Origin of the sequence: Chitinophaga sp. ARDCPP14, assembly GCF_051362515.1 — a bacterium.
In the GTDB taxonomy this organism is placed as follows: domain Bacteria; phylum Bacteroidota; class Bacteroidia; order Chitinophagales; family Chitinophagaceae; genus Chitinophaga.
The window spans coordinates 1-15,559 of record NZ_JBKIXB010000017.1 but is presented as its reverse complement, the minus strand read 5'-3'; the positions used below and the strand labels follow the sequence as shown (position 1 = coordinate 15,559).

10 protein-coding genes are annotated in these 15,559 nt (G+C 48.0%); 8 read left to right on the top strand and 2 right to left on the bottom strand.

Annotated elements, in window-relative coordinates:
- From ACLHR0_RS30425 to lpdA, 5 genes are all read left to right on the top strand, one after another.
- Positions 1–393: a DUF423 domain-containing protein gene (locus ACLHR0_RS30425; RefSeq protein WP_429063305.1), complete on the top strand. Its 393-nt coding sequence runs from the start codon at positions 1–3 to the stop codon at positions 391–393.
- Between the two features lie 13 nt (positions 394–406).
- Positions 407–1,831: an alpha/beta hydrolase family protein gene (locus ACLHR0_RS30420; RefSeq protein ID WP_436491568.1), complete on the top strand. Its 1,425-nt coding sequence runs from the start codon at positions 407–409 to the stop codon at positions 1,829–1,831.
- Positions 1,832–1,852: 21 nt separating this feature from the next.
- Positions 1,853–4,486, top strand: a complete 2,634-nt coding sequence (locus tag ACLHR0_RS30415; protein WP_436491567.1) for a DNA translocase FtsK — start codon at positions 1,853–1,855, stop codon at positions 4,484–4,486.
- 132 nt (positions 4,487–4,618) lie between these two features.
- Positions 4,619–5,278 (top strand): LolA family protein, encoded by a 660-nt coding sequence (locus ACLHR0_RS30410; RefSeq protein ID WP_429050413.1) that lies wholly within the window; start codon positions 4,619–4,621, stop codon positions 5,276–5,278.
- A gap of 158 nt (positions 5,279–5,436) precedes the next feature.
- Positions 5,437–6,843 carry a dihydrolipoyl dehydrogenase gene (lpdA, locus tag ACLHR0_RS30405; protein WP_370907972.1) on the top strand — a complete coding sequence of 469 codons (1,407 nt, stop codon included), beginning with the start codon at positions 5,437–5,439 and terminating at the stop codon, positions 6,841–6,843.
- A 98-nt stretch (positions 6,844–6,941) separates the two neighbouring features.
- On the opposite strand, the gene ACLHR0_RS30400 is transcribed toward lpdA, so the two are convergent.
- Positions 6,942–9,719 carry a S8 family serine peptidase gene (locus ACLHR0_RS30400; RefSeq protein WP_436491566.1) on the bottom strand — a complete coding sequence of 926 codons (2,778 nt, stop codon included), beginning with the start codon at positions 9,717–9,719 and terminating at the stop codon, positions 6,942–6,944.
- A 619-nt stretch (positions 9,720–10,338) separates the two neighbouring features.
- Here ACLHR0_RS30400 and ACLHR0_RS30395 point away from each other — a divergent pair.
- Together ACLHR0_RS30395 and ACLHR0_RS30390 are read left to right on the top strand one after the other, a co-directional pair.
- On the top strand, positions 10,339–11,163 hold the full coding sequence (locus ACLHR0_RS30395; RefSeq protein WP_370907970.1) for a M57 family metalloprotease: 825 nt from the start codon (positions 10,339–10,341) through the stop codon (positions 11,161–11,163).
- A 155-nt stretch (positions 11,164–11,318) separates the two neighbouring features.
- Entirely contained in the window at positions 11,319–11,903 is a 585-nt protein-coding gene (locus tag ACLHR0_RS30390; protein WP_436491565.1) for an intradiol ring-cleavage dioxygenase, read from the top strand.
- A 95-nt stretch (positions 11,904–11,998) separates the two neighbouring features.
- Here the strand turns inward: ACLHR0_RS30390 and ACLHR0_RS30385 are convergent, their stop codons facing one another.
- Positions 11,999–13,087 carry a sensor histidine kinase gene (locus ACLHR0_RS30385; RefSeq protein ID WP_436491564.1) on the bottom strand — a complete coding sequence of 363 codons (1,089 nt, stop codon included), beginning with the start codon at positions 13,085–13,087 and terminating at the stop codon, positions 11,999–12,001.
- A 168-nt stretch (positions 13,088–13,255) separates the two neighbouring features.
- Between ACLHR0_RS30385 and ACLHR0_RS30380 the strand changes: the two genes are divergently transcribed.
- On the top strand, positions 13,256–15,418 hold the full coding sequence (locus ACLHR0_RS30380; protein WP_429050407.1) for a S46 family peptidase: 2,163 nt from the start codon (positions 13,256–13,258) through the stop codon (positions 15,416–15,418).
- The last annotated feature ends 141 nt before the right edge of the window (positions 15,419–15,559 follow it).

Sequence of the window (15,559 nt, the reverse complement as noted above, 5' to 3'; positions counted from 1 at the left end):
ATGCATAAGAGTTTTTTAGTTTGGGCGGCGGTATTAGGTGCATTGGCAGTAATTTTAGGCGCATTCGGCGCACATAAACTAAAAGAGCTGGTGCCTCCCGAAACCGTATCTACTTTTCAGACAGGGGTTACTTATCAGTTCTATCACGTATTTGCATTAATCGCTACCGGCATCTTATTTGCTCATGTGCCCGGTAACCAGTTAATCTGGGCTGGCAGATGCTTCATTATCGGCATCATCCTGTTCTCCGGTTCACTGTATCTGATGACGCTGCTCAAAACTACCGGCAACGTAGGTCTGAAAGGCATCGGCATCATTACGCCTGTTGGCGGCGTGTTTTTTATTGCCGGCTGGATCTGCCTGCTGGCAGGAGTCTTAAAATTAAAAGCATAAAGCATTCTCGTATATGTACAGAGGTTTTTGGGTGTTGATCGTGAGTTTACTGACAGGGTCAGTGGGAATGGCGCAGGATAATGCAAATATTGCCGGTAAATGGTACGGCACCTTTAAACTATATTACGGGGATAAATACCGTATGATCGTAGACCTGGCAAAAGACGGCGAGGGCTATAAAGGAACACTCCAGCTGCCCGAAATGTCGGACGACGACCAGTTTGAGATTGAAACAGTCGTGTATCGCAAGGATACCCTGTTGCTGCGTATAGACGGGATGCGGTTTTCTTTTACCGGTGTATGGGACCCGGCTGCAAAGCAGTTCAGGGGCATTACCGGGTTGGGCGATGATCAAAGTCATGCCGACCTTGGCCGGAAAGAAATTACGGCCGGCGAGATGTACAAAAGACCACAGGAACCAAAGCCGCCTTTCCCGTATTACACGGAACAGGTGAGGTTTAATAACATAAAAGACAGTGTAACACTCGCCGGAACGTTCATCCGCCCGGCAGCTCAGGGCAAGTATCCTGTAGTGTTATTGCTCTCCGGCTCCGGTCCGCAGGACAGGAACGAGGAAATAGCAGGGCATAAACTTTTCCTGGTGCTGGCCGACTATTTTGCCCGTAACGGTATCGCTACCCTGCGGTACGACGACAGGGGATTTGGCGCTTCCACCGGCGATTTTTATACATCCGATATCTACGATTTTTCGCACGATGCGCTCACCGCGCTGAAATACCTGAAAGCCAGGAAGGATGTGGATATTTCGCGGATGGGGGTACTCGGACACAGCGAAGGCGCTATTGTGGCGCAAATAGTGGCAGCAAACAATCCGGGAGTGGCCTTTGTAATATCCATGGCAGGAGTGGGCATAAGCGGCCGGGAACTGATCGACCAGCAAGCTTTCGCCAAAGGGAAAGTGGCCGGCAAACCGGATAGCCTGATCCTGGCAGAACAGGCACGCATGAAGCCATACTGGGACCTCCTGGCAAGCGACAGCGACATCGTAGCCATAACGCCAAGGGCACAGGAAATTCTCCGGGATATATACCGTAATTCAAGCGAAGACGTTAAGAAGGTACAAACAGAGGATGAATTAATACGGAGAGCCAATATGAGTCCGGAAACTATTTCGTTATTAAGATATAAGCCGCTGACCTACCTGAAACAGATCAAATGTCCGTTTATGGCAATCAACGGCACCGCAGATATACAGGTGGATGCTACCGCCAATCTGAAAGAAATTGAACGCGCATTGAACGAAAATGGTAATCTGCTCACAACAATCCGTAAGTTTGATGGATTAAACCATTTGTTTCAGCGCTGCAAAACATGTGAAGTGAACGAATACGGAGAGCTGGAGCAAACCATTGATCCCCTGGTTCCCGAGTTTATGGCACACTGGATCTTACAGTTGCCGCCGTCGGAGGACAGGTAGTCCCAAATCTGAAATTATAATATGTCCAAGAATAAACTGAAAACCGAAAAACCGGAAAGCAAGAAACCACCGAAAGGCCCCGCACCGAACCCGGATGTATTGAAGAAAGAGAAGGAGCCCGAGGTGAAGGTAAAAGAGCTGGTAAAAGATGAGCGCACCCACAAGGTACTGGGCGTGTTCTTTCTTTTATTGTCTGTTTACTGCTTTATTGCTTTCACTTCCTATCTTTTTACCTGGGAAGATGACCAGGATAAAATTTTCCATTATTCTACCAGGGAATTATTTTTTGGAGATGTAAAAGTAGATAACCTGCTCGGCCGCCTGGGTGCTTATGTATCGCATAACTTCTTCTTTTATGGCGTAGGTATTGCCGCTTACCTGTTCTGCTACTTCTTTTTTATCATCGGCGTAAATTTCATCGTTGGCCGCCGGGTATTCCGTATCTGGCGCAGTATAAAATATATCCTGTTTGGTGTGCTCTTTATCAGCATGACAATGGCCTTTGCCATCGGCGGCGGCGATTTCCCCTGGGGCGGCGCCCTGGGCGATGCCCTGAATAAATGGACCACCGGCTTCGTAGGCAAAACAGGAACCGCCCTGCTGTTGCTGGTTGTTGGCTTCTCCTGGCTTATCTGGAAATTCAACTTCGACTTCAAATGGCCGGAGAAAAAAGTAAAAGCACCCAAACCCATACCCGCCACATCACCGGTGGCCCCTGTAATGCAAACCACTGCGGCAACACCCGCCGCCTCGGCGAAAGAAGACGCACGTAAAAACGGTCTCCGCGACGACGGTGGCGTAATGGTAATCCCGCCGCATGCGGAACCGGAAGAAGACGAGGAAGACCTGCCACCTATGCAGTTGGTGGAAAGGGAAGACATCACCGTGATCCCCTCTGCCCATGCAGCTTACCTGCCTGCCGAACCTGCTTACGAAAACGGGCAGCCTGCAGAGGAGGAGGAAGAAGAGGAAGAAGAAGATCCGGGACCATTATTGTATATAGAAGAAACGCCCGAACAACCGCTTGCCCCTGTCAGCAAAAAGAAAGGGGAACCGGTAGAAGTGGCCTTCGAAATAAAACCCACTTACCAGGACGAGGAAGACGAAGTGGAAGAGATAGCGCCCACACGGCCCGTGGAACCGGTAGATCCTTACGATCCGTCCCTGGATCTGAGAGATTATAAGTTCCCGACCCTGGATCTGCTGGAAAATCATAATGCAGACAAAGTGATTGTGCAGGATACCGCTGAACTGGAAAAGAATAAGAACCAGATCATTGATACCCTCAAAAACTATGATATTTCCATTCAGAAGATCAGTGCCACAGTAGGACCAACCGTTACCCTGTACGAAATTGTGCCGGCTGCGGGCGTTCGTATCTCCCGTATTAAAAACCTGGAAGATGACATTGCGTTAAGCCTGTCGGCGCTCGGTATCCGTATCATTGCGCCTATTCCGGGAAAGGGTACCATTGGTATTGAAGTACCCAATGTGAAGAAAACCATCGTATCTCTTAAAAATATGCTGGCCTCGGAAAAATTCCAGACCAGCACCATGGATCTGCCCATTGCCATTGGTAAAAAGATCGACAACGAAAACTTTATTGCCGATCTGGCCAAAATGCCCCACCTGCTGATGGCAGGTGCTACGGGTCAGGGTAAATCCGTTGGTATCAACACTTTGCTGGTATCATTGCTGTATAAAAAGCATCCTTCCCAGCTGAAGTTTGTATTGGTAGATCCGAAAAAAGTGGAGTTGTCGTTATACAAGCTCATTGAGAAACACTTCCTGGCCAAATTACCCGGTGAAGATGATGCGATCATTACCGATACCAAAAAGGTGATCCACACGCTCAATGCCCTGTGTATTGAAATGGACCTGCGGTACGATCTGCTGAAAGAAGCCGGTACCCGCAACATCCGTGAGTACAATGGTAAGTTTACGCAACGCCGTCTCAATCCGCTGAAAGGCCACCGCTACCTGCCGTTCATCGTGCTGGTGGTAGATGAGTTTGCGGATCTGATCATGACAGCCGGCAAGGAAGTGGAAATGCCGATTGCCCGTTTGGCCCAGCTGGCCCGTGCAGTAGGTATTCACCTGATCATTGCCACCCAGCGCCCTTCTGTAAACATCATTACCGGTACCATTAAAGCGAACTTCCCGGCCCGCGTGGCCTTTAAGGTATCTTCAAAAATAGATTCCCGTACCATCCTGGATATCGGCGGCGCCGAACAGCTGATAGGGCAGGGAGACATGCTGGTTTCCTTCAACGGGGAACTGGTACGCCTGCAATGTGCCTTCGTGGATACGCCGGAAGTGGAAAACGTGGCTGAATTCATTGGTAACCAGAAAGGCTACCCCGATGCTTTCCTGCTACCGGAATACGTGGATGACAAGGACCCGGATGGCCGCGAACTGAGTATCGCTGACCGGGATCCGCTGTTTGAAGAGGCTGCCCAGGTGATTGTTACCACCCAACAGGGATCCACCTCCCTCCTGCAACGCAGGATGAAGCTGGGCTACAACCGTGCAGGGCGCCTGATGGACCAGCTGGAAGCCGCCAACATCGTAGGCCCCAATATGGGAAGCAAGGCCAGGGATGTGCTGGTGAAAACAGAAAGCGAGCTGAATGAAATCCTTAATAATTTGTTATAATATGTTAAGGCGGTCGGAATTTATTACCCTTTTTCAGGAAATATAATGAATTTTGCACCCTGTAAAAACCTACACGGCTATACCGGCATGGCATTTGTCTTTGTTGGATAGCACAAACTAAAAAAAACTACGATGAAGAAATTTGTATTAACCGGAATGTTGTTGAGTGGTATCATTTTCAGCGGCATGGCACAATCTAAGGGCGCTTCCGACCCAAAGGCAAAAACCGTTCTGGATGGTGTTAGTAATAAATTTAAGTCATTAAAAACAGTAGTCGCTAATTTTATATTAAAAGTAGAAGGCGCTAATAACAGCGTGTCTGATTCCAAAAAAGGTACTGTTTACCTGAAGGGAGCTAAATATAAAGTAACGCTGCCAGGACAGGAAATCATCAGCGATAACAAAACTTCCTGGACATACGCGAAAGATGTGAATGAAGTAACTATTAATAACGTGGATCAGAGCAGTGGCGCCATGACACCGGCCAAACTGTTCACCAACTTCTACGATAAAGATTACCTGTACAAACTGGAAGCAGAAACGCAGGAAAAAGGTAAGGTGTTCCAGAATGTGGAACTGACGCCTACAGATAAATCTAAGACTATATTTAAGGTGATTGTTTCTGTAGATAAGAAAAACCAGAGCATTGCCAGGATGAAGGTGTTTGAGAAGAATGGTAACCATTATACTTACGAAATCACCAATTTTACACCAAATACCAACCTGAGCGATGCTACCTTTACTTTCGATGCCAAAAATTACCCTGGCGTGGAAGTAGTAGATCTGCGATAGTATAAGATTTTAGTATAAAAGCCACCGGAGCGCGGATTACAGCGGTAAATGTTGCAAAACATCCCCGTAATCTCCGCTCCGGTGGCTTTTTGCAATAGGCTTTGTGCTTTCTGCTTATTTATTTACCTTTGGCAAGTTCAATTTAAAAATTAAACAATATGGCATACGACGTAATCGTAATTGGTAGTGGGCCCGGCGGATATGTGGCTGCTATCCGTGCTTCTCAGCTGGGATTTAAAACTGCAGTAGTGGAAAGAGAGAGTCTGGGTGGTATCTGTTTAAACTGGGGCTGTATTCCAACGAAGGCTTTGTTAAAAACTGCACAGGTTTTTGAATATACACAGCATTCAAAAGACTATGGTATCACGATCGGTGATGCAAAAGTGGATTTCGAGGCGGTGATCAAACGTAGTCGCGGTGTTGCTGATAAAATGAGCAGGGGCGTTCAGTTCCTCATGAAGAAAAATAAGATCGACGTGTTAATGGGCAATGGAAAGGTAAAATCCAAAGGCCAGGTGGAAGTAACCGATAAAGACGGTAAAGCCACTGTACACGACGCAAAACATATCATCCTGGCTACCGGCGCACGTGCACGTGAGTTGCCAAACCTGAAGATTGATGGTAAGAATGTAATCGGCTACCGTGAAGCAATGACCCTCCCTCAGCAGCCTAAATCCATGATCGTTGTGGGTTCCGGCGCTATCGGTGTTGAATTTGCCTACTTCTACGCAACCCTGGGTACTAAAGTAACCATCGTTGAGTTCCTCCCGCGCATTGTACCAGTGGAAGATGAAGACATCTCCAAAGAACTGGAAAAGATATACAAAAAGAAAGGCATCGAAATCATGACCAACGCTTCTGTAGAAGCTGTTGAAGCAAGTGGTAACGGTGTGAAAGCAAAAGTGAAAACCCAAACCGGCGAAATCACCCTGGAAGCAGATGTGGTACTGAGCGCGGTGGGTATCGCTGCCAATATCGAAAATCTCGGCCTGGAAGGAATGGGTATCAAAACCGACAAAGGCCGTGTATTGGTTGATAAATATTACCAGACAAATATCCCGGGCGTTTACGCTATCGGAGATATGGTGCCTGGTCAGGCCCTCGCACACGTTGCCTCCAAAGAAGGTATCATCTGCGTGGAAGCTATCGCATACAATGAAAAGAAATATGCGCACAAACCAGAACCAATTGACTACATGAACATTCCGGGCTGTACTTATTGCGCACCTGAAATTGCTTCTGTAGGTTATACTGAAAAGGCAGCAAAAGAAGCCGGTTATGAAGTGAAAGTGGGTAAATTCCCATTCTCTGCTTCCGGTAAAGCTTCTGCAGCTGGTGCCACTGAAGGTTTCGTAAAAGTGATCTTCGACGCCAAATACGGCGAATGGTTAGGTACCCACATGATCGGCGCCAACGTTACTGAAATCATCGCAGAAACAGTGGTAGCACGTAAACTGGAAACTACTTACCAGGAAGTGCTGGATTCCATCCACCCGCATCCAACTATGAGCGAATCTGTAAAAGACGCCATAGAAGTAGCTTACGGCGAAGCAATTCACCTGTAGTCTTATCTCATTGTAAGTATAATAACAGCTGTTCCGGTTTACCGGAGCAGCTGTTTTGTTTAGCAGGAAGCTCATCATAACCCGGCATTGTGCAGCAATTATTGCTGCTTTACAAACTGTGCGGAGTAGATCCGTTTATTATCTGCATAAATACTACAGTTATAAATCCCATTTGCCAGGCGCTGCACTTCCACCTTTTCCTGGATATCCTCAAGATTCCGCTGCAATACTATCCGTCCGCTCATATCCGTAATTACCAGTTGGCGGCTGCGTGGGGTGCCATCCAAAACGGTGAACTGGCTGCTTACGGGGTTGGGGAAAAGTAAGATATGATTGCCTGCAATGATGGTAACAGTAACCGGGTCGGCATAAATATACTGCCCGTTGGAGGTGAGCAACTTCACCCGGTAGCGGAGCAGTCCTTCCGGTGCGGTGTCGTCGAGGTAGTTAAAGTTCATGGCGTCGCCTACGGGCTGTTGTTGCAGCGTTATCCAGCCTTCCCGTGTAAACCGCTCCCAGTAAACCGTTTGGAGTTGCCAGGTGCTGCCCAGTGTGAGCGACAGGGCTACTTTATTATCGGTAGTAGGATCGGCCAGCAGGTTTTGTACATAGCAGCCTACACCCTGTTGCGTGTAATTAACGGCATAGCTGCGGATGCCTGTCCAGCCGCCCGCAGCGACGGGGCTTACTGCAAAATACAACGACGACGCCGTAGCCTTGGGGATAAAAACAAAAGTATCATGGACCTGGCTATACGGAATCAGCGCCGTATTGCTCATGGTGTACAACTGGTATGCAGTTGCGCCCGGTTGTCCGTTCCAGTACAGCAGTACCGTATCTATGCAGTTAAATCCTGCGCGCATGGTGAGTGCCGGCGAAATGTAAAAAGGGTTGCTGATAAACGAGGTATCCGTTAACGTTAGTTTCAGGATCACCGGGCTGAAAATATCCGGTGCGTTCCAGTTATACAGCCCGTTTTCTACCGGGATATTTTGTGCAATGGGGAGCCAGGTGCGGCCACTGTCGCTGCTGTAGGAAAGCTCACTGTTACCACTATACGTAGTTTCCCATTGCAGCGGCAATGCCTGTCCTGCGGCTGCCGTAGTGCCTGTGGCGGGGTTTTGCCACTGGAAGGTTTTTACCGGCACCAGTTCATAAGCCAGGTAGAAAGGCTGTGTGCCGGCAGTAACCTGTGCGCCGGATACCTGCACCCGCACATTGCCGGGCACCGGATTTTCAATACTGATCTGTTCTGTATTGTTGAGGCTATCCCTGCCACGTTTTGCGGGTAGCAATAATGAATCAATTAACGGATAGGTGCTCAGCGTCCACGGCAGCCAGGTTTTGCCGTCGGCGGTGGTAGCTGTTATGTCGAGGTCGTTTATAAGCGCTTTAACGGTATTAACAGTGGCCGGTGGATCATTCCAGCACAGGGTTACTTTCACCTCCTGTATGCCCTCCGGAACAGCGATGTTGAAGGACGTAGCCGTATGGTTGCCGGCACTGCCCTGGAGGAGGCGGTTGTCCTGTATGGTTTTGATAGCGCCATATGCGTGCAGGTTGCCATATCCGCTGCCAAATGATGGATGTACGCCTGCGGGCCGGAAGGCGCTGTTAATGATAACGGCTTTGATGAGGGCGGCGGAAACGGACGTGTTGTGCAGCATACGCCAGGCGTCCTGGAGTAATGCCACCACACCGCTGGTAAGCGCTGCTGCGCCGGAGGTGCCATCTTCGCCATAAGCGGTTACATGTGGGACAATGCGGCCATCGTAGGCTGGGCCTTTGGAACTGAGTGCGATCAGTTGGGCGGCGCCATCTGTACCACCGCTGACAATAATATTTTTAGCCTGTTTAAAATTGCCGGATAAATTAGCGTACCCTGTAATGCCCTGGTAACGCCCGCCGGAGGCTGGTGATGTACCAATGTTCCCGGAAGAATAGACATGCACTAAAGTATCTGCTTCATAAATCTGCTGATCATAGGCCACGGCTTCGGCGCCATAATAATTTTCGATGCCGGTACCATAGGAGTGATTTTGTACCGTGATGCCGGATTGTTGATAATAGGCATCATCATCCGGAAGGAGACTGCTGTTGTAGTCTGCAGAACTCAGCTTTACTTCAGGCGCCACGCCTTTGCCACCTGCACCACTGTTGCCCGCGCCGCCAATCAGCGTAGCCATTATCAAAGCATGCGCGGTTTGGAGGGAGGAATTATAGGAAGAAGGAATATATCGTCCCTGTAAATCGATATCAGTGGTATCAAATAAATCTTCTTTAACGGAAACGGTTACACGTTTTCCTGTGATAAGTGGAAATTGCTGTTGTGCGAAAGGGATCCGGTTCACTGCCAGGTTGCCGGTATTGATAATAATTTCAGGGGTTGGTCGCCGGATAAGGTCTGCGAACTGTATGGCCGCCTGACTGATAAACAAGGGCCAGTCCTGCTTTTTAACCTTTGCCCTGGCTACGTGGTACTGCGTGGAGTACGACTGCACGCGGGCATACATTAATTGCTTTTCTGCCGGGTGGCACGACACCTGTATGGTGATGCTATCCCGCGCGGATGTTTGTTCCAGTTGTTGCAGCAGCGGAATGCTTGCTTTAAAATTATAACCTGCACTGTAACAATATACGAGCGTACTATCTTCCGGTACGTGTTGTAATATGTAATGATAGCGGGAGAGAGGCTGTACAAGTCCCCATTGCTGCAGCTTTGACTCATTTGGCAGTTTTGCAAACTTCACCAGGAAAGGACCACTTTTCCGTTGCAATGAAAATGTATCGGTAGCATACCGTTGCACCAGGCTGTCGGGATAGTGTGATCGCTGTGCAGCAGCATAGTAAAAATAACAAAGCTGCAAAAACAGCAAGGGCCATATTTTAGAGGGTATTATCCGCATGCAGGTGTCGACAACGGGTGAGTGATTTTGGTTTAGTGTTGCTACCTAAAGCTACTGTATTTAGATTTTCAACACAATTTTTTATCAATACTAAAACAAAATATTTTTTTTAAATTAAACGAATGTTGTAATATTGAAAGAGGAAAACCTAATATAAAATTCAACTAAATCTGAACAACGATCTGAATCTGTTACACAGTTTCTTAATTGATAGAGCAAATCTTAGTCACCGGAAATAACCGGCATTACTGAATCACTACCAACCCATTAAAAACTGATGCTATGCCATAGCAGGGCATATTAGCTGTTGTATGTATCCGAAAACGAGAGCACAGTATCACAACTGCAGTTTCCGGAAGATAATCAAAGCTGGGCGATCGCGTTTGCGGCAATAAGAAGAAAAAAAACAATGTGCTTTTAGTACGCAATTGTTTTTATTCCGCGTCTTATTCAGCCACAGATCAGCGCGGGCATTTAGTGTTGTTAACAGTGGCCTGTTTGAAAAAACAGGCGACAGGGATATCTTTTTTTAAAATCTAAACCAAAAATCTGAACTTTTTTTTCTAAACCAAAACCAAAAATCTGAATTATGAGAACACAATCAATTCCTGTGCTCTGCTGCATGGCAGCGGCTTTCCTCTTTGCGTCCTGTCAGAAGAACGGCGCACAAAAAGAAGCGCAGCCCGATCCCGTGTCAGCAGAAGTGTTAGCCCAGATTAAAGCAAATGGCTTTAGCACAGAGAACGTGGTAAAAACCGAAGATGGCTACCTTGTGGAAGGTGACATCCTGCTTACAGCTGCACAGTTGAAAGAAACCGTTACGAGCCCTGTTTTACGGGTGGCCAAAACAGAACAGTACCGCACTAATTACCTGGTTACAGCATTACCCCGCGTTATCAGAATTAAGGTGACCAGTTTAGGTACTGCCTTTATCGCAGGCACTGACACTGCCATTGCACGTTACAACAGGCTGGGGCTGCGCATGACCTTTCAGCGTGTAACCAGCGGCGCCGCTGACATTACCATCAGAGGATTTAACCAGGGACCAAGCGGTGGTTACATCACACTCGGTTCTTCCGGATTTCCTACCAGCGGTGGTAATCCGTATGGCACCATTAAGATGAACACCAACCAGTACGCCTACGGATCTAATCCCAACGTATTGTATGTAGGTTCTGTTATCCAGCATGAAATTGGTCACTGCATTGGTATGCGTCATACCGATTACATGGACCGTTCCTACAGCTGCGGCGGTACTGCCACCAACGAAGGCGCAAGCAACGTAGGCGCAGTATATATTCCGGGCACTCCTTCTGCACCGGATGCCAACTCCTGGATGCTGGCCTGCTCCAATGGCGGCAACCGTACATTTAATGCCAATGATATCATTGCGCTTAATTATCTGTATCACTAATCGTTGCATGAGCTAATCTGTTAAAACATTTCCGGAGCCGGGATTTTATTTCCGCTCCGGAAATGCTATTCTCCGGTACATAGGGCCGGTTCATCTATCTTTTTTGTAAATCTGTTACATAATCAAAACCTTTATAGCAGATCAAAAATGATGAGATGGAAAACTCCCGTAAACAATTCCTGAAACAACTGTTTATCAGCGCTACCGCTGTGCCGGTGCTGATTGAAGCCTGTAAAAAAAGTGATGCTGCCGATCCCGGAACAGATAGCAGCAGCGGCGCCTGTACCGTTTCCCCGGAAGAAACAGATGGTCCCTATCCACTCTACAACAGCAGGGGCTCCTCCATTCAGCGCGTGGATATCACCGATGGCAAAACAGGTACCCCGTTGCACATTACCATTAACATTCTGAACACCAACAACAGCTGCAAGCCGCTTGCCAACGCGAGGGTAGATATCTGGCATTGCGATAAGGATGGTTATTATTCCGGCTACAGCAACCGGGGATACCTCGGTACGCAGGATAATACCGCGCTGGTTTTCTGCAGGGGATTGCAGTATTCGGATACAGCCGGGCAGGTTAAATTTACTTCCATTTACCCGGGCTGGTATGAAGGCAGGGTAACGCATATTCATGCACAGGTATACGTGAATGATAAACTGAAAGGAACTACGCAGATGGCATTCCCCGATGATATTAATACTGCCGCAGGTATTCCGCTGCGGAAATGGCATCTGTAAAAGTATGCTGTAATTTCAGCCAGGGAAATTCCTGTGCATAGGTTTTGATCACCTGTAAGGCAGGCGTCTATCACAATAAATTTAATCTCCATCGCTTATACCTGTAATTGTAAGGAAATAGAATATGCGCCGTTATCTTCACTGATCTGCAGTTCGTATTTATCGGGATAGAGGTGTTCCAGTCTTTGCCGTGTGTTGGAAATGCCAATGCCCGTGCGGCTTGTGTCCGGCGCCATTCTGAATAATTTATTACTGCAGTAAAAGTGGATCCTGTTTTCGGACGTTTGTAGCAGGATGGTAATTTCAGACGGTTCGTGATTACTGACGCCATACTTAAACGCGTTTTCAAGGAAGGGTAGCAGTACCAGCGGGGCAATGCACTTAATGCCCGGGCTGCCGGTAACTGCGAAATTGACTTTCGTTTTAGTGGTGAGCCGGAGTTTCTGGAGATCAATATAATCCCGGAGGCAATCAATTTCGCTTTCCAGCAGTACATAATCATCTCTCGTATCCTCGGTTACATAGCGCAGCATGTTAGAGAGCTTCATGATGCTCATGGCGGTGTTATCGCTGCGTGTGATAGCGAGGGAGTAAATATTGTTAAGGGTATTAAACAGGAAGTGCGGATTGATCTGGGCTTTCAGAAAGGACAATTCTGCCTGGGTTTTGCGGGTTTCTGCGTACAGTGCTCTTTTTTCGGTTTGCCGCCAGCGGCGTGTGGTTTCGATGGCGATACTCAGTGCAATGGTGAGCAGGAAAAGGAAGTCGCTTACAATGTCGATGGGCCTGTGTGGTCGGCCGGGTGGCCGCATTCCTTCCGGCCGCGGGCCTGGTGCTGCCCCGGGCGGCATTTGCTGGCGCCATGGCATTTCTCCACGCGGATGCGACAACGAGAACAGGTGATCATAGGGCCGCATATAGTTGACCATGATCAGCAACAGTAAAACAGACAGGAAGTAAAGAACATATTGTTTCCGGAAGTACAGCCTGGGAAACAGGAAGGTGGTATGAAAATAGAACAGTGCTACATACGTTACCAGGAATACCAGGTAATCTGTTGAGAATAAGATAGAGAGCGCTTTGCGGTCGCCCGTTTGCCCACTGACAAACAGCAGGGGTAAACTCAGGCATATCAGCCACCCTGTAATGTGTGCTATTACTACCGAAGATTTTAACCGGAACATTTGCGACAGATAGATATAGGGCTGAAATTCTGACTTTCCAGCCGGATAATAGCTGTCTTCTCTGTAAATCGCGGGTTTATGTCGATGAATGATCGGAAACATGGGGTTATCTTTTCGCTGCTCCCCGAATTATAGTAAATTGCCTCTTTTATAAAAAGAATATCAGATATGTTGCAACGAATCGTGAAACCGGTGCTTTTATTGGTACTCCTGGTACTTGGCGGGCACACTTATGCCACCGAGGGAATGTGGCTGCCACAGCTGCTTTCCGGTCTTAATGAAAAAGAGATGAAGGGAATGGGCATGAAAATCACTGCCGCGGATATTTACAATATTAACAAAGGCAGCCTGAAAGATGCCATCGTGAGCTTTGGCGGTTTTTGTACGGCAGAAGTGATCTCTGAGCAGGGATTGCTGCTCACCAATCATCACTGCGGTTATGACGCCATTCAGAAGCACTCTTCCTTACAAAATAACTTCCTGGAAAACGGGTTCTGGGCAAAGTCGGCGGCAGAAGAACTGCCTAACCCCGGTTTGTTTGCCACCTTCATTGTACGCATTGATGACGTGACCAAAGCCGCCCTGCAGGATGTAACGCCCGGTATGAGCGAAAGAGAGCGGCAGTCGGCTATCGACAAACGTTTGAACGAAATCCGCCAGAATGCCCGCAGGGAAAGCTGGCAGGAAACCATGATAAAGCCTTTTTATGAGGGCAACCAGTATTTCCTGTTCGTAACGGAAACTTACCGCGACGTACGCCTGGTAGGCGCGCCGCCTTCTTCCATTGGTAAGTTCGGATCAGACACCGACAACTGGGTTTGGCCGCGTCATACAGGCGATTTTTCGATGTTTCGCATCTACGCTGGTAAGGATGGCCGCCCGGCGCCTTATTCAAAGGATAATGTGCCTTTAAAGCCTAAATATGCCCTTACCATTTCCCTGAAGGGAGTGAAACAAAATGATTTCACTATGGTGATGGGTTTTCCCGGCCGCACCACCGAATATCTGCCCTCCGAAGGAGTAAAGCAAACCGTAGAGGTGCTCGATGCCGCCAAAGTGGAAATGCGCGATGCCGCCCTCAAAATTATGGATAGCTACATGCGGAAAGACCCGCAGATAAAAATCCAGTATGCAGCTAAATTCGCCGGCACCGCCAACTACTGGAAGAAATGGATGGGAGAAATGCAGGGCGTAAAGCAAACCAACGGCGTAGGTAAAAAACTACAGTATGAAGATGTTTACCGGCAGCAGCTGGAAAGCAACCCGGTATGGAAGCAAAAGTACAACGGCGTACTGGATTCGCTCAACGGGTACTATCAGCAGGTGCAACCTTATGCACAGGCCCGCGACTATTACAGTGAGCTGGTAAAAAATGTGGAGCTGTTCACTGTCGGCGACCGCCTCATCACCTTCCTCAACGATGTGCATGAAAGGGGAGAAGCGCAGTATGAAACCATGCGGCAGCAGTTCCTCGCATCTATGCAGGGATTTTATCAGAATTACAATGCAAAGGTAGATCATGATGTGGCTGTGAGCCTGATTGCCTTGTATGCCAAAGGCGTTCCGGCGCAATTTGCAGGGGCGGAGTTTGCACAGATCTGGCAGGAAAACAACAAAGACAGCCGCGCATTGACTGATAAACTATATGCGATATCCGGCTTAACCTCTATCGATAAACTAACCGCTTTTGTACAACAACCCTATAATACGGTGGTGGCGCAGATGTGGAAAGATCCGGCTACCCGGCTGGTAATGGCTATGCGCAAAGGTTATGTGGATAATGTAAGCCGCCCGCTGGCGGATCTGCAGTCGAACATCAACAACCTGCAACGCACTTATATGCAGGCGCAAATGGATGTAATGGGCAGTAAAAAAAGCTTCTATCCCGACGCCAACAGCACGCTGCGGGTTACTTACGGAAAAGTAGATGGCTATAATCCCCGCGATGCTATTCACTACGATTTCTATACTTACCTGGATGGCGTGATGGAAAAATATGTTCCGGGAGATTATGAATTTGATGTGCCTGCCCGGTTAATAGAACTTTATAAGAAGAAAGACTATGGCCGTTACGGCGCCAATGGCAAGATGCCGGTGTGTTTCATTGCCTCCAATCATACCACCGGTGGTAATTCCGGCAGTCCTGCGCTGGATGCGTACGGCCACCTGGTGGGGCTGAACTTCGACCGCACCTGGGAAGGTACGATGAGCGATATTAACTTCGACCCTTCCATTTGCCGGAATATCATGGTGGATATCCGCTATGTACTGTTTATCGTGGACAAATACGCGGGCTGTACGCGGTTGATTGACGAGATGAAATTATTGTAGCGGATTTTGTCTTTCTCAGGATTACGCTGATTTTACTGATTTTGCAGATTTGATCATTTTTGATTTTAAAAAGATTTGGGGAGATATAAGCGGATATCCGCTTATATCTCCCCAAATCTTTTTAAAATCAAAATAAATTCC

What these genes read in the sequence shown, in the direction of transcription:
- ACLHR0_RS30425 (WP_429063305.1), top strand. Translation starts at nt 1, where the DNA reads ATGCATAAGAGTTTTTTAGTTTGGGCGGCGGTATTAGGTGCATTGGCA.
- ACLHR0_RS30420 (WP_436491568.1), top strand. Translation starts at nt 407, where the DNA reads ATGTACAGAGGTTTTTGGGTGTTGATCGTGAGTTTACTGACAGGGTCA.
- ACLHR0_RS30415 (WP_436491567.1), top strand. Translation starts at nt 1,853, where the DNA reads ATGTCCAAGAATAAACTGAAAACCGAAAAACCGGAAAGCAAGAAACCA.
- ACLHR0_RS30410 (WP_429050413.1), top strand. Translation starts at nt 4,619, where the DNA reads ATGAAGAAATTTGTATTAACCGGAATGTTGTTGAGTGGTATCATTTTC.
- lpdA (WP_370907972.1), top strand. Translation starts at nt 5,437, where the DNA reads ATGGCATACGACGTAATCGTAATTGGTAGTGGGCCCGGCGGATATGTG.
- ACLHR0_RS30395 (WP_370907970.1), top strand. Translation starts at nt 10,339, where the DNA reads ATGAGAACACAATCAATTCCTGTGCTCTGCTGCATGGCAGCGGCTTTC.
- ACLHR0_RS30390 (WP_436491565.1), top strand. Translation starts at nt 11,319, where the DNA reads ATGGAAAACTCCCGTAAACAATTCCTGAAACAACTGTTTATCAGCGCT.
- ACLHR0_RS30385 (WP_436491564.1), bottom strand. Translation starts at nt 13,087, where the DNA reads ATGTTCCGGTTAAAATCTTCGGTAGTAATAGCACACATTACAGGGTGG.
- ACLHR0_RS30380 (WP_429050407.1), top strand. Translation starts at nt 13,256, where the DNA reads ATGTTGCAACGAATCGTGAAACCGGTGCTTTTATTGGTACTCCTGGTA.